Consider the following 13,337-nt stretch of genomic DNA (forward strand, 5'->3'; position numbering starts at 1 on the left):
AAGATAAACAGCCCCTAAGGGCATAGAAGCACTTTACCGTCACTTTTGTGCTCAGCGTAATGCTCCAGGGCCGCTATAAAATCGTCAAACCCGCATTCGGCATAAATGTCAGTGTGGAAAGTGCCGTCGGCAAACAGCTGCTGTACCTTGCGGTTCAGATTCAGCACTTTCCAAATGGGGGCATGTTTGAGGGTGCGGGCCAGCCAGAAGCCTTCAATGCTGATGCCGCGGAAGATGACATCCGCCACGCTGAATTTTCCGCCCAGAGGATCCTGACTTTCCTGCAGGCGGCCATACACAATGGCGGTGCTGCCGGCGGGCATCTGCCTGAGCACTCTGGCGGTGTCATCGTCAGCCACCGCATCCATTAATACCGACGCCCCACTGGCCTGCACTGCCTGTTTTAACTGTTCAGAAAAATCCTCGGCGCTGGTCAGCAGTACCCAGTCAGCCCCAAGCGCTTTGAGTGTCTCCACATTGGCTTGACTACGCACCGTTGCCAGGGTCTTGATGCCCAGTTTCTGTGCATAACGAATCAAGCCTTTGCCAACCTGACTGGCCGCAGCATTAATCACTATAGCTTTGGCCCCCAGCTTTCTGGCTCTGTCCAGTAAACATATGGATGTCAGCGGATTGACAATTAATGTAGCGCCCTGGGCATTATCAATGTCTTTGCGCAGCGGCAAACAATAACTGGCCAGGGTACAGGCATATCGTGCCCAGAGGCCGTCCTGACCAGGTTGAGCCGACAAGGCGACCCGTTTGCCCACCAGCCAACGCCCATATAGTCCGGCATTGGCGGCTATCACCTCACCACAGCCTTCAAAACCTGCGTAGGTACCATCCTGTGGAGGTAAGCCATATTGACCACGCAGATACACCAGATCGGAAGGGTTAACAGGGCTTGCCAGCATTTTCACCAGTACCTGGCCTTTTTGTGGCATGACCACAGGTTTTTCAACCAGTTGCAGACGCTGTTGAAAGGGTGCCAGGGTATCTTCAAGCAGTTTCAGGGCCAGGCCCAGGTTGGTTTCCATATTGGCAATCCTTATGGTTTTTTTCAGATTAACCTTATCGGCATACGGGCACAATGAATAGCTTCAGTGGCATTGATGGTGGAAACACAGCTGGCTATAGTAGGCGCCAGGTCTGAATATCAAAACCCTGGTTATGCCTGCAGCATCTCATCCGGTTCAACACCACTTTTGGGCGATCTTTGCTGTGTTTTTACGTCTGGGACTGACGTCTTTCGGTGGCCCCATTGCTCACCTGGGCTATTTTCGTCAGGAATTTGTGTACAAGCGCCAATGGCTTTCCGAGCAGGCTTATGCCGAGTTGCTGGCGTTATGCCAGTTTCTGCCCGGCCCGGCCAGCAGTCAGGTGGGTATTGCCATTGGTTTGCAACGTGGTGGGGTTGCCGGGGCATTGGCCGCCTGGCTGGGATTTACCCTGCCCTCGGCACTGGCGTTGTTTTGCTTTGCCTTGTATCTGCACGATCTCAGCAACAGCTTGGGTTCAAACTGGCTACATGGCCTTAAAGTGCTGGCTGTCGCGGTGGTGGCCCAAGCCATACTGGGCATGGGAAAAACGCTTTGCCCGGATATACCACGAAAAACGCTGGCATTCGTTGTATGCCTGATCTTGCTTTGGCTACCAGGGGCGGGTTGGCAATTGCTGGCGATTGGACTGGGGGCACTGGCAGGTAAATTTATACTCACTCTTCCACCTCTCAAAAACGACAGCACCCCGCTGCAAGCGGTTATCAGTAAACCCCTGGCGGGCTTGTTGCTACTAACGTTCTTTCTGCTCCTGCTGTTGTTACCTGTCCTGGCCAATCTGTTTCACCAACCTGCATTGTGGTTATTTGACAGCTTTTACCGCAGTGGCGCTTTAGTCTTTGGTGGCGGTCATGTGGTGTTACCCCTGCTTGAAGCGGAGCTGGTACCTGATATGGTCGCGCAGGATACTTTTCTGGCCGGTTATGGTGCCGCCCAGGCCGTACCTGGGCCGTTGTTCACCTTCTCAGCCTTTCTGGGGGCCTTTGCCGTTCCCGGTCATTCCCCCTGGTTAGGAGCCTTAATTGCGCTTAGCGCTATTTTTCTACCTGCGTTTATTCTGGTATTGGGGGTGTTGCCTTTTTGGTCTGAACTGCGAAAGCGCCATGGGGTTCGCCAGGCGCTTAGTGGGGTCAATGCAGCAGTGGTGGGGGTGTTACTGGCCGCGTTTATCCAGCCGGTACTCAGCAGTGCTATTTTATCTATGCAGGATTTATTGCTGGCGTTACTCAGCTTCGCGCTTTTGCAGTTTACCCGGATACCGCCCTACTTACTGGTGCTCTTGTGTGCTGTGGCGGCAGGTCTGGGCTGGCATTAAGCATTGTCGTTAGCTCACCAATCGCTCTATTTTCTGGGACAAACGGCATCATATATGCCATCCTGATTTGACTAAATCGAATACAATAGCCGATTCTGCTGTGCTGAAGATGATCGGCACTCTGGCTATCCCAAACAAGGTGAGGCAGACGAGATGCTAAAAACAACCCTGGGACAGTGGCGCATGTTTCGTGCGGTGGTGGAACACGGTGGTTTCAGTCAGGCCGGTGATGCGATTCATAAAAGCCAGTCCACTATCCATCATGCCGTGCAGAAACTGGAAGACTCGCTGGGTGTTAAATTGCTTAAGGTGCAGGGGCGTAAAGTCCGGCTGACCCAGGCCGGCGAGTTAATGCTGCGCAGGGCAAATTACCTGTTGGAAGAGGCAGCCAAGCTGGAAGCCGTGGCGGCCGGTTTAGGCGCAGGAACAGAAACGCAGTTGAAAATTGCGGTGGACGAAGTCTTCCCTCAGGCATTGCTGTATAGAGTGCTCGATACTGTGTCAGCACAATTTCCCCTGCTGCGCATAGAATTGATGGAGACCGTGCTTAGCGGTGCCCGGGAACTGCTGGAAGATGCCAGAGTCGATATTGCCATATCCCCGGTCACCCTGGCCAACGGCTTTAACGAAGAGTTTTGTCAGATCGAATTTCTTGCCGTCGCCAACCCACTGCATGCCTTACACCAGCAGGAACAGGACTTAAGTTTTGAGGATCTTAAGTCACACCGACAGATTGTGGTCAGGGATTCTGCCAGCACCAGTGGCAAGGACGAAGGCTGGCTTGGTGCCGACCAACGTTGGACAGTAAGCCATATGCGCACCTCTATCGATATGATCAGTAAAGGTTTTGGTTATGCCTGGTTACCGCTGCCGGCCATTGAAGCGGAGCTGCAATCCGGCCTGCTGAAGCCATTACCTCTGGCGCAGGGCGCAAAGCGCACCGCTCAGCTGTACCTGTGCTTTGCCGATGGCGACCGCCTGGGACCGGCGGCCCGCACCTTTATTGGCGAGCTGCGTTATCAGTCAGAATCCATGTTGACGGCTGAGCAATTGCAAGATTCTAATTAAGCGAATATAACTTCGAGTTTTATCTAATTTAAGTTCTCTAAATTCGTTTCTATAGTAAGGCCATGTAAACTTCAATCCGAGGAATAATCATGGATTACATCAGACTTGCCGACAGCCGCGGGCGCGCCAACTTCGGTTGGCTGGACAGCCGCCATACTTTTTCATTTGGCCATTACCATGATGCTCAGCATATGGGCATCTCTGCACTGCGGGTGATCAACGATGACAGAGTGCGGGGTGGAGCTGGCTTTGATACGCACGGCCACCGGGATATGGAGATTATATCCTATGTGCTGGAAGGGGCTCTGCAGCATAAGGACAGTACCGGCAATGAGTTTAATATTCCTGCCGGAGACGTGCAGTTAATGAGTGCTGGCAGCGGTATTCTGCACTCAGAATATAATGCCTCGCGCACCGACACAGTGCATTTCCTGCAAATCTGGATCCAACCCAATGTACGGGGCGTCAAACCTGGCTACCAACAGGCGACCATCAAGCAGCATGGCAAACTCACGGCACTGGTGACGCCAGATGGCAGAGATGGCAGCTTGTCTATCCGCCAGGATGCCACTTTGTCGCGCCTTGCGCTGCCGGCAGGGGAGAGCATCGAGCTGTATGTGGGTAGCCGTAGCGGCTATTTGCACATGCTCAGTGGCCAAGCGCACAGCGGCCAGCAACGCTTGCAAGGTGGCGATGGTGTTGGCCTGGTGCGAAGCGACGCATTGGTTTTACAAGCCGATACAGACTTGCAGGCGCTGTGGTTTGATTTGCCGGAGCAGGCGAGCTGACTATGCTGATGGATTTGGATCCCTTTAGTCTAGGTCTGATTGCACTGGTTGTGGTGTTGACCGGGATTTCCAAATCCGGATTCGCCGGGGCACTGGGGATATTCTCTGTGCCCCTTCTACTGTTGGTTTTGTCGCCTCAGCAGGCTTTGGGGTTGATGTTGCCGCTGTTGCTGCTGGCCGATATGTTCAGTTTAAAAAGCTATTGGCGCCAATGGGACGGCGCAACACTACGAGTTTTATTACCCGGCGTGGCAATAGGTTTGTTACTAGGCGGTTTGCTGCTTGGGCACCTTCCCACGCTCTGGTTACAAGGGCTGATTGGTTCTCTGAGTTGTTTGCACTGCGCTATCTGTTGGGCCGACATCTGCATGGTGCCTGGTTGGCAAGCTGGCCTGCAGGGCTTGTGCTGGCTTCGGCATCTGGATTAAGCAGCACCTTGCTGCATGCCGGGGGCCCTTCTCTGATGATGCATTTGTTGTCGCTAACCCTGCCTTCTGCGACTTTGGTGGCGACAAGCGCGGTGGTATATGCGGGTATGAACGTTCATTTCTTCATCAATTGATTCTGATGTTCAACTTGCTGCAATGGTTTCTCGGTATTTTGCTGGTGTGGGCGGGCTTATCTCTGACACCTATGGTCAATCACATGGCCCCGCATCCCTATTATCAGGCTGATGGCTTTGAAGTTATTGCCCATGGCGCAGGCCAGGGACTAAGGTCCAAGAACACCTTGGAAGCTGCAAAACACGCCTGGCAATTGGGCGCAGATGTGATTGAGATGGATATTCATGCCAGTTGGGATAAGCAATTGCTCGCCCGCCATGATGAGACGGTGGATTCAACGACTAATGGTCAGGGGCGCATTCGTGATATGGCCTTGGCGCAGTTGCAAGAATTGGATGCAGGCTTTCAGCATCTGCCGGAACAAGACTTCTCCTATCGTGGTAAGCAAGTGCGGATTCCCGCCTTAAGAGACATTTTCAAAACCCTACCCAAGGCGCGCTACATGTTGGAGATCAAACCCAATGATCGACAAGTGAGCCAGTTGCTTTGTAATTTGATCAACCAATACGACATGCAACACAAAGTGTTGGTGACTTCTTTTCACTCCGATGCACTGCGCGCATTCCGGCGTGGTTGCCCTTCGGTGGCCACCGCCATGACCAAAAATGAAATAACCTGGTTTGTGCTACTGGAGAAAATTGGCCTGTCACATCTGTTCCCGGTTAGAGGTCAGGCTGTTCAAGTTCCAGAATATTGGTCAGGGGTGAAGGTCTTATCGCCATCCTTAGTGGCGGCTTTGCACCAGCGAGGGGTGAAAATTCAAGTTTGGACAGTGAATGATGTTGAAAAGATGGTGCAATTTAAAGCTCTTCAGGTTGACGGGTTGATAAGTGATTTTCCGGATAGGGTGTTGGCTTTATCTGACGAGCATAAAAAATGATCAGCCTTTAGTAGTAGTGCTGCGCATACTTGAAAAAAAGCAGCTATTCTCTTGTTTCTAATAACGAAAAGCACATGTCGATAGTCTTTGTGCTGTCGGCACCCGCCATACGAGGGTTACTGCATGTTGAATCGTTTGAGCATTCGCCAGCGTCTATGGAGTATCTTGGTTGTTGCCATTGCAGGACAGTTGGCTTTGTGTTTGCTGATATTAAGCGGACTTAACAGCACCATTCTTGAAGAGAAGCGTCTTACCACCCGGTTTCTGGCCGAATCTATAGAAGGTCTGCTGGACAATTACCGTTCCAGGGCGCAAAGCGGTGAAATCAGTATGGAGGAAGCGCAGCGTTTGGCTTTACGGGCCCTGAAGACGATGCGTTACAAGGATGACGACTACTATTTTGTTATCGATGGTGAAGCAACCATGTTGATGCATCCTTTCCGCCCGGATTTAGATGGCACCAGCGTCGACGCTTTCCAGGACAAAGAAGGTAACCGCCTGTTCCATGATATGGTGGTTGGCGTACGAGATGATGGCGTGCACACAGTGCAGTACAACTGGCCCAAGCCGGGCCAGTCAGAGCCCGTCCCTAAAATCACCTTTGTAAAACTCTATCAGCCCTGGGGCTGGATCGTCGGCACCGGTATTTATATTGATGATGTTGCTGATACGTTCTGGGCTGCAGCTTTCAGTATGTTGAAAATTGCCTTGGCCATAGTGGTGATACTGGCCGGGTTGATTTATCTGGTATCCCGCAGTGTGCTGAGGCCTTTGCATAATGTTGTTGGGGCCATGAAAGATATTGCCCAAGGTAAAGGTGATTTGACGGTCAAGCTTACTGTTGAGGGACAGGATGAGCTTTCCAGGCTGTCTGACTATTTCAATCAGTTTGTACTGAAAATCAGAGAGTTGGTCAAAGAAGTAGCGGATTCAGCTACCTCACTGGCTGACTCTGCCCGGCAATTAACGGGAGCCACGGAAGAGATCCGGGCCGAGAGCCAACAACAGTTAATGGAGACCGATCAGGTAGCCACAGCCATCACCGAAATGAGTGCGGCGGTATCGCAAGTGGCCGGTAATGCCGAACAGGCCAATCATTCTGCCATGCAGGCTGAGCAACTGACCAACCAGGGTAACCTGGTGGTAGAGCGTTCGCGGGGCAGCATCCAGCAGCTAAGCCAGAATGTGCAGCAAAGTGCTGAAGTGGCGAAAACCCTGTCTGCGGCAGTGGTGGATATCAGTAAAGCCTTGGGGATCATCAACAATATTGCCGACCAGACCAATCTATTGGCATTGAATGCGGCTATTGAAGCAGCGCGAGCAGGTGAACAAGGACGCGGATTTTCGGTAGTCGCCGATGAGGTGCGTACCCTGGCCCAGCAGACACAGGATTCCACCCGTGAAATTGCGGTGATCATCAATAATCTTCAGCAAGATACCAATAAAATGACCAGCTCGGTACAGCAAAGCCTGGAACAGGCCAATAATACTGTGAGCCTGTCGGATGAGGTGAAGGATGCGCTGGATCAGATAAACCATGCGATAGGCTTGATATCTGAAATGAACTCACAAATCGCCACCGCCGCTGAAGAACAAAGTGCAGTCGCCTTGGAAGTTGATAAAAACGTACATAATATCAATAGCTTGGTTCAGCAAACTGCCAGAGGTATTGAAGATTGTGACCAGGCCGCTCAGGCACTGACGAACTTGAGTCAGGGCTTGAGCAGACTGGTGAGTCAGTTCAGGGTTTAAATGCAATGACCGGCGTTTAGGGCAGCAGTATCGCCGAGCCGGTCAGTTTTCGCGCTTCCAGATCTTTATGTGCCTGGGCCACATCAGATAAAGCGTAACGCTGGCCAATCAGGGGACGTAGCTTATGTTGTTGCACCATAGCAAACAGCTCCTGACACATAGTTTCCAGATCCTGTCGCTTGGCAACATAGTCAAACAACCGTGGCCGGGTAATGAATAAGGAACCTCTGCGCGTCAGCTCACTAAGTGCAAACTCTGGTACTGCGCCGGAGGCATTGCCGAACGACACCATCATGCCAAGCGGGGACAAACAATCCAGGGAATCCTGAAATGTGCTTTTACCCACACTATCGTATACCACAGGTACACCTTCGCCATGGGTCAGTTCTCTGACACGCTCAACGAAGGACTCCTGATTATAATTAATCACTTCGGCACAGCCGTTGGCTTTGGCCAGTTCAGCTTTTTGTGCGTCACCGACTGTTCCAATCATGCGCACGCCCAGGGCTTTGGCCCATTGGCAGGCCAGCAGTCCTACCCCGCCAGCGGCAGCATGAAAAAGTATGGTTTGGCCTGCTTGCACTTGATAAGTGCGTCGCAGCAAGTATTGCACTGTCAGGCCTTTAAGCATTATGGCGGCGGCTGTCTCAAAACTGATGTCATCGGGTAATTTTACCAGGTTTGTCGCTGGCATAACCCGCACTTGGGCATAGGCCCCTGTGGGACCACCTGCGTAGGCGACGCGGTCACCAGGCTGAACAATATCCACGCCTGCTCCGACCGACTCCACTATACCTGCGCCTTCCAGGCCTAGACCACCAGGCAGTGGCTGTGGATACAGACCGGTACGAAAATACACATCAATATAATTCAGGCCGATAGCGTGTTGGCGCAGGCGGACTTCGCCAGGCCCAGGTTGACCAGGATCCTGGTTGACCATATCCATCACTTGCGGGCCACCGGTTTGACTGATGCGAATCTGTTGTGTCATCTGCAGTTCCTTGGTTGACTAGGACTTAATCCAGATTCCACTGCCAAATCTGGCAAGTGGTAATGCCGGTACGACGGATAGCGTGTCTATTCTTTTCCGCTTCACGTTTGCGCTCAAAAGGGCCCAGAATTACCCGGTACCAGCGACCATTGGCGCCATCACTGGGGCGAACCTGAGATTCCAAGCCTGCAAAAGCAATTTTAGCGCGCATTTCCTCGGCTTGCTGCGACTGGCGGAAGGAGCCACACTGCATCAACCAGCGAATCCCATCGTCTTCTTGTTCCGGCACATCCACTTCCACTGTCTGATTTGGCAGTACTTCAATAAACTCCCACTTTTCCTCGGGCGGCTTAGGCAAAGCATCGGCTTGTTCTTTTACCTTAACCGGGGCGGGCTGGCTGTTTTCGGTCTTCTTGGCACTGCCATTAATATTCCACAAAAAATAAGCAAAACCTGCAAATAAGGCCAGCGTAATCACAATACGCAGCCAGGGTAAGGGTGGCTTGGGAGGCGGCGCTTTGTTCGCTCTGCCGCGGGAAACGTAGTCTTTATGTGCCATAAATCAGCTTTAACCCTAAAAAATGCAGCGGGGTAACTTACTGCTGTTTTGAAAAAGAAGAAGAAAAACTGCTACCCCGAGGCGACGATTCTACCTGTTGTCCCGGCACAAGCAAATCAGGTGAAGTCCTGCGGATCCATATCCAGCGACCAGCGCACTTTATTGGCCAGCGGTAGTTTTTCGATCTGTCCCATCAGGCGATTCAGTTGTTGTTGAATCCCCGTGCGTTGCTGCGATTGCAACAATAGCTGCATGCGGTAACGCCCCTGACGTTTTTCCATCAGCGCCGGAATGGGCCCGATGGCCGCCAGGTCAGGGCCAATGCCCATTAGCTGCCGTACTTGTAACAGAAATTCATGGGCCTGGGCGGCCTGGTTAGCCTCAGCACGGAACAGCGCCTGATAACTGTAGGGTGGCAATGCAGCAAACCGGCGCTCTTTTAAGGCCAGTCTGGCAAAGTGCTGATAACCGTTATTCAGCAGATCCTGCAATAACGGATGAGCAGGATGATGAGTTTGCAACCATAACTCGCCCTGAATATGAGCCCGCCCGGCACGTCCGGCTACCTGGGTAATCAACTGGGCCAGTTTTTCCGGCGCGCGGTAATCGGCACTGAATAGAGAACCGTCCACATCCAGAATCACCACCAGCGATACATTGGGAAAGTGGTGACCCTTCGCCAGGATTTGTGTACCAATCAGCAGCTGATGTTTACCCTGGTTAATGTCCTCTAACAACTGATGCAGTTTCTGCTTGCCGCGCGCCGAATCGCTGTCGATACGAGCGGCCTGATAGCCGGGGAATAAACTGGCAATCCCTTGCTCCAGTTGCTCGGTACCCATGCCCACCGGCTGCATGGGTGACGCACCACACTGGGCACAAGCATGGGGAATCGGCTTGGCATCTGAACAATGATGGCATTGCAGCTTATTCAGGCTGCGGTGCAGGGTATAACTACGATCACAGCTATGGCACTCCTCCACAAAGCCGCATTGATGGCAAATCAGGGCCGGTGCATAACCGCGCCGGTTGATAAACAGCATAACCTGATTGCCTTGCTGCAAATGGGCCTGGATACGCTGGCGCATACCTCTGGCCAGCCCAAACTCAAGCTGTTGCCCCTTAAGATCCAGTAGCTGATGTTGCACGGGTTTGGCCTCCCCGGCCCGTTGTCGCAACAGTAAATGCTGGTACTTGCCAGCCAGGGCATTGTTAAGGCTCTCCAGCGACGGCGTGGCACTGCCCAGCAGCAGCGGAATATTCTCGAGCCTGGCCCGCACCACCGCCATATCCCGGGCATGATATCGCCAGCCGTCCTGCTGTTTGTATGAACCGTCATGCTCTTCATCCACAATAATCATGCCTGGACTAGCCAGTGGGGTAAAAATGGCGGAACGGGTGCCGATGATAATGCCCAGTTCTCCGGCTTTGGCCTGGCGCCATACCTGCATACGCTCATTGTCGGTCAGCCCCGAATGCAGCACCCCCACATCCACACCGAAGCGCAGTTGAAAACGCTTGACGGTTTGTGGGGTCAGGCCGATTTCCGGCACCAGAATCAGTACCTGCTTACCCTGCTTCAGCAAAGGTTCAATGGCCTGCAAGTAAACTTCGGTTTTACCCGAGCCGGTTACCCCCTCAAGTAAAAAACAGTTGAAGCTGCCGGCTTTATGCGCAATGGCGCTGATGGCCAAGGACTGTTCCAGATTCGGCCTGGGCTTTTCTGCCAGTTCAATACGCGCAGGCCACTGCTTATCAGCATCAGGGATTAAGGTTGTGGCTTCAATTAGTCCTTTGTCAGCCAGGGCACGAAATATTGCGGCGGAGTAGCTGTTGCTAAGCTGTTCCTGTGCCACCGGCCCGCTTTGCAAAGCGGCCAGCAGAGCCTGCTGTTTGGCGGCCCGTTTTAGTTCGCTGGGGTCAACATCATGCCCCGTTTCGGTCAACTGCCAGGCCTTAAGTTCAACCTCTGCACCCAGACCTTTGCGCAGATTTACCGGTAGCGCGGTGAATAAGATATCCCCCAATGGGTGCTGATAATACTGACTGGCCCAGGTTAGCCATTGCATAAACAACGGCTCCATCACAGGTTTGTCATCCAGCAAGACTTCAACCCTGCGCAGTTTATCCGCTGGCATATCGCTGTCTGCTTTACAGGCCATCACCAGCCCCACCAGTTTGCGCCGCCCAAAGGGCACCAGCACCCGGGTGCCGGCCTGAGGCACCATACTGTCTGGCAACAGGTAATCAAAGTGGCCGCGCATTGGCACGGGTAGGGCTATTTCGGCAATTAACATCTTATTCTTTGCAGTTGAGAAGGCTGGCTATAATTTCAACAAATACTTGAACCCTCAGGTGGGATACATTAATATGCGCGCCTCCTGGCGGCAAGCTGCCATTTTTTGTAAATAGCGTATGGTTCCGGTCAAGACATTGTTACTTGGATCGGGTGGCGATACGGCCTGTTGATGAGGTAATCCCATGAAACAAGGTATCCATCCTGAGTATCAGGAAATCACTGCAAACTGCTCTTGTGGAAACAAGATGGCGATCCGTTCTACTCTGAAAAAAGACATCTTCCTGGACGTATGTTCAGAATGTCACCCTTTCTACACTGGTAAGCAGCGTAACGTTGACACCGGTGGCCGTGTAGATCGTTTCAACAAACGTTTCGGCATGCTGGGCAAAAAGTAAGCCCGCAGACTGCAAGAAAAGGCGCCAATCAGGCGCCTTTTTTGTTGCTCGCAAAGCAAATTTTGCCAAGGTGACCACGTATATGAAAGATAAGCATGGCCTAGACAGAATTGGCTATGCCGAATCGCGGTCTGATCTGATATGTTGTACCCAGGTGTTGTGATAGATTGCGCACCCATTCCTGCCAGCGTTCAGGGATAGATAACAATAACATTCCTTACTCGTACCCATACAATATCACTCAGAGGCTACTATGTCTGACTTTCGTCAAAGAGCACTGGATTATCACGCCAAACCCGTCCCCGGAAAAATCAGCATTGAGCTGAGCAAACCTGCCGAAAGCGTCGGCGATCTGGCCCTGGCTTACAGCCCGGGTGTGGCCGAGCCGGTCAAGGAAATCGCCGCTGACCCGGATAATGCTTATAAATACACCGCCAAAGGTAATCTGGTGGCGGTTATTTCCAACGGCACTGCCATTCTCGGCCTGGGTAATTTAGGACCGCTGGCATCCAAGCCCGTCATGGAAGGCAAAGCCCTGCTGTTCAAGCGCTTTGCGGGCCTGGATGCCATTGATATTGAAGTAAAACACCGCACCACCGAAGAATTTATTAATACCGTGGCCAATATCGCAGATACCTTTGGTGGTATTAACCTGGAAGATATTAAAGCGCCCGAGTGCTTCGAGATTGAACAGGAACTGATCAAGCGCTGCCGGGTACCGGTATTCCATGACGACCAGCACGGTACGGCTATTGTGACCGCGGCGGGTATGCTCAACGCACTGGAGATCCAGGGTAAAAATATTCACGATGTGACTATCGTCTGTATGGGCGCCGGTGCCGCCGCCGTCGCTTGTATGGAACTGCTGATCAAATGTGGTGCCCAGCGTGAACGTATTTACATGTTGGACAGAAAAGGCGTAATTCACACCCGTCGAGATGATCTGACCCCACATAAGCAGTTGTTTGCCAATAACACCGACAAACGCACGCTGGAAGATGTGATGCAGGACGCCGATGTGTTTGTGGGCGTCTCCGGCCCCGACGTGCTGCCGCCTGAAGCTCTGAAACTGATGGCCCCCAATCCGGTGGTGTTTGCCTGCTCCAACCCGGACCCTGAAATTAAACCCGAGCTGGCCCATGGTGCCCGTGATGACCTGATTATGGCTACCGGTCGTTCCGACTATCCTAACCAAGTTAACAACGTACTGTGCTTCCCTTTTATTTTCCGCGGTGCCCTGGATGTACGAGCCTCCACCATTAACGACGAAATGAAAGTGGCCGCCGTTGAAGCGATTCGCAGTATTGCCCGTGAACCTGTGCCCGAATCAGTACTGAAAGCCGCCGATGTCACAGAGCTTAACTTTGGCCGGCAGTACATTATTCCCAAGCCGATGGACCCGCGTCTGTGTAAACGGGTGGCCAAAGCTGTTGCTCAGGCGGCCATTGAGACCGGCGTATCGCCTTTCGAAGCGCTGCCTGACGGCTACATGGAATAAATGTTCCTGGGTTCTGCATGAAGAAACGTCGCCTCTCGCGGCGTTTTTTTATGTGTAAAAACAGACCCTGCCAGCCACTGCTATCGGGTATAGGTTTTTGCTGGGGGTAGATTACACCAACCAAGGTTAACCTTGGCATAAATTGTCCCTATGCACGGCACCTTAGGGCAA

At 52.5% G+C, this 13,337-nt stretch carries 12 protein-coding genes; 8 read left to right on the forward strand and 4 right to left on the reverse strand.

Annotation, left to right across the window (positions count from 1 at the left end; translation table 11 throughout):
• Positions 1-14 precede the first annotated feature (14 nt).
• Positions 15-1,037: a zinc-binding dehydrogenase gene (locus CSR04_RS00920; RefSeq protein WP_102794350.1), complete on the reverse strand. Its 1,023-nt coding sequence runs from the start codon at positions 1,035-1,037 to the stop codon at positions 15-17.
• A gap of 133 nt (positions 1,038-1,170) precedes the next feature.
• On the opposite strand from CSR04_RS00920, the gene chrA reads away from it, so the two are divergent.
• The 6 genes from chrA (at position 1,171) to CSR04_RS00950 (ending at position 7,424) form a co-directional block, all read left to right on the forward strand.
• On the forward strand, positions 1,171-2,373 hold the full coding sequence (gene chrA, locus CSR04_RS00925) for a chromate efflux transporter (protein ID WP_102794351.1): 1,203 nt from the start codon (positions 1,171-1,173) through the stop codon (positions 2,371-2,373).
• Positions 2,374-2,526: 153 nt separating this feature from the next.
• On the forward strand, positions 2,527-3,441 hold the full coding sequence (locus CSR04_RS00930; RefSeq protein WP_102794352.1) for a LysR family transcriptional regulator: 915 nt from the start codon (positions 2,527-2,529) through the stop codon (positions 3,439-3,441).
• Between the two features lie 89 nt (positions 3,442-3,530).
• Positions 3,531-4,229, forward strand: coding sequence for a pirin family protein (locus CSR04_RS00935; RefSeq protein WP_102794353.1), 699 nt, complete (start codon positions 3,531-3,533; stop codon positions 4,227-4,229).
• A gap of 2 nt (positions 4,230-4,231) precedes the next feature.
• Positions 4,232-4,657, forward strand: a complete 426-nt coding sequence (locus CSR04_RS00940; protein ID WP_102794354.1) for a TSUP family transporter — start codon at positions 4,232-4,234, stop codon at positions 4,655-4,657.
• 139 nt (positions 4,658-4,796) lie between these two features.
• Entirely contained in the window at positions 4,797-5,672 is an 876-nt protein-coding gene (locus CSR04_RS00945) for a glycerophosphodiester phosphodiesterase family protein (protein ID WP_102794355.1), read from the forward strand.
• Between the two features lie 123 nt (positions 5,673-5,795).
• Positions 5,796-7,424 carry a methyl-accepting chemotaxis protein gene (locus CSR04_RS00950; protein WP_102794356.1) on the forward strand — a complete coding sequence of 543 codons (1,629 nt, stop codon included), beginning with the start codon at positions 5,796-5,798 and terminating at the stop codon, positions 7,422-7,424.
• Positions 7,425-7,440: 16 nt separating this feature from the next.
• Here the strand turns inward: CSR04_RS00950 and CSR04_RS00955 are convergent, their stop codons facing one another.
• The 3 genes from CSR04_RS00955 to priA form a co-directional block, all read right to left on the reverse strand.
• On the reverse strand, positions 7,441-8,415 hold the full coding sequence (locus tag CSR04_RS00955) for a quinone oxidoreductase family protein (protein WP_102794357.1): 975 nt from the start codon (positions 8,413-8,415) through the stop codon (positions 7,441-7,443).
• 25 nt (positions 8,416-8,440) lie between these two features.
• Entirely contained in the window at positions 8,441-8,974 is a 534-nt protein-coding gene (locus CSR04_RS00960; RefSeq protein WP_102794358.1) for an SPOR domain-containing protein, read from the reverse strand.
• A gap of 116 nt (positions 8,975-9,090) precedes the next feature.
• Positions 9,091-11,271: a primosomal protein N' gene (priA, locus tag CSR04_RS00965; RefSeq protein WP_102794359.1), complete on the reverse strand. Its 2,181-nt coding sequence runs from the start codon at positions 11,269-11,271 to the stop codon at positions 9,091-9,093.
• Positions 11,272-11,455: 184 nt separating this feature from the next.
• On the opposite strand from priA, the gene rpmE reads away from it, so the two are divergent.
• Together rpmE and CSR04_RS00975 are read left to right on the forward strand one after the other, a co-directional pair.
• A complete protein-coding gene (gene rpmE, locus CSR04_RS00970) occupies positions 11,456-11,668 on the forward strand; it encodes a 50S ribosomal protein L31 (RefSeq protein WP_102794360.1) in 213 nt (70 codons plus the stop codon).
• 253 nt (positions 11,669-11,921) lie between these two features.
• Positions 11,922-13,166: a malic enzyme-like NAD(P)-binding protein gene (locus CSR04_RS00975; protein ID WP_102794361.1), complete on the forward strand. Its 1,245-nt coding sequence runs from the start codon at positions 11,922-11,924 to the stop codon at positions 13,164-13,166.
• The last annotated feature ends 171 nt before the right edge of the window (positions 13,167-13,337 follow it).

The sequence above is a fragment of the Bowmanella denitrificans genome, assembly GCF_002887595.1.
In the GTDB taxonomy this organism is placed as follows: domain Bacteria; phylum Pseudomonadota; class Gammaproteobacteria; order Enterobacterales; family Alteromonadaceae; genus Bowmanella; species Bowmanella denitrificans.

Excerpts from the sequence above, each read along its gene's own strand:
- CSR04_RS00920 (WP_102794350.1), bottom strand. The coding sequence starts at position 1,037 with ATGGAAACCAACCTGGGCCTGGCCCTGAAACTGCTTGAAGATACCCTG.
- chrA (WP_102794351.1), top strand. The coding sequence starts at position 1,171 with ATGCCTGCAGCATCTCATCCGGTTCAACACCACTTTTGGGCGATCTTT.
- CSR04_RS00930 (WP_102794352.1), top strand. The coding sequence starts at position 2,527 with ATGCTAAAAACAACCCTGGGACAGTGGCGCATGTTTCGTGCGGTGGTG.
- CSR04_RS00935 (WP_102794353.1), top strand. The coding sequence starts at position 3,531 with ATGGATTACATCAGACTTGCCGACAGCCGCGGGCGCGCCAACTTCGGT.
- CSR04_RS00940 (WP_102794354.1), top strand. The coding sequence starts at position 4,232 with ATGCTGATGGATTTGGATCCCTTTAGTCTAGGTCTGATTGCACTGGTT.
- CSR04_RS00945 (WP_102794355.1), top strand. The coding sequence starts at position 4,797 with ATGTTCAACTTGCTGCAATGGTTTCTCGGTATTTTGCTGGTGTGGGCG.
- CSR04_RS00950 (WP_102794356.1), top strand. The coding sequence starts at position 5,796 with ATGTTGAATCGTTTGAGCATTCGCCAGCGTCTATGGAGTATCTTGGTT.
- CSR04_RS00955 (WP_102794357.1), bottom strand. The coding sequence starts at position 8,415 with ATGACACAACAGATTCGCATCAGTCAAACCGGTGGCCCGCAAGTGATG.
- CSR04_RS00960 (WP_102794358.1), bottom strand. The coding sequence starts at position 8,974 with ATGGCACATAAAGACTACGTTTCCCGCGGCAGAGCGAACAAAGCGCCG.
- priA (WP_102794359.1), bottom strand. The coding sequence starts at position 11,271 with ATGTTAATTGCCGAAATAGCCCTACCCGTGCCAATGCGCGGCCACTTT.
- rpmE (WP_102794360.1), top strand. The coding sequence starts at position 11,456 with ATGAAACAAGGTATCCATCCTGAGTATCAGGAAATCACTGCAAACTGC.
- CSR04_RS00975 (WP_102794361.1), top strand. The coding sequence starts at position 11,922 with ATGTCTGACTTTCGTCAAAGAGCACTGGATTATCACGCCAAACCCGTC.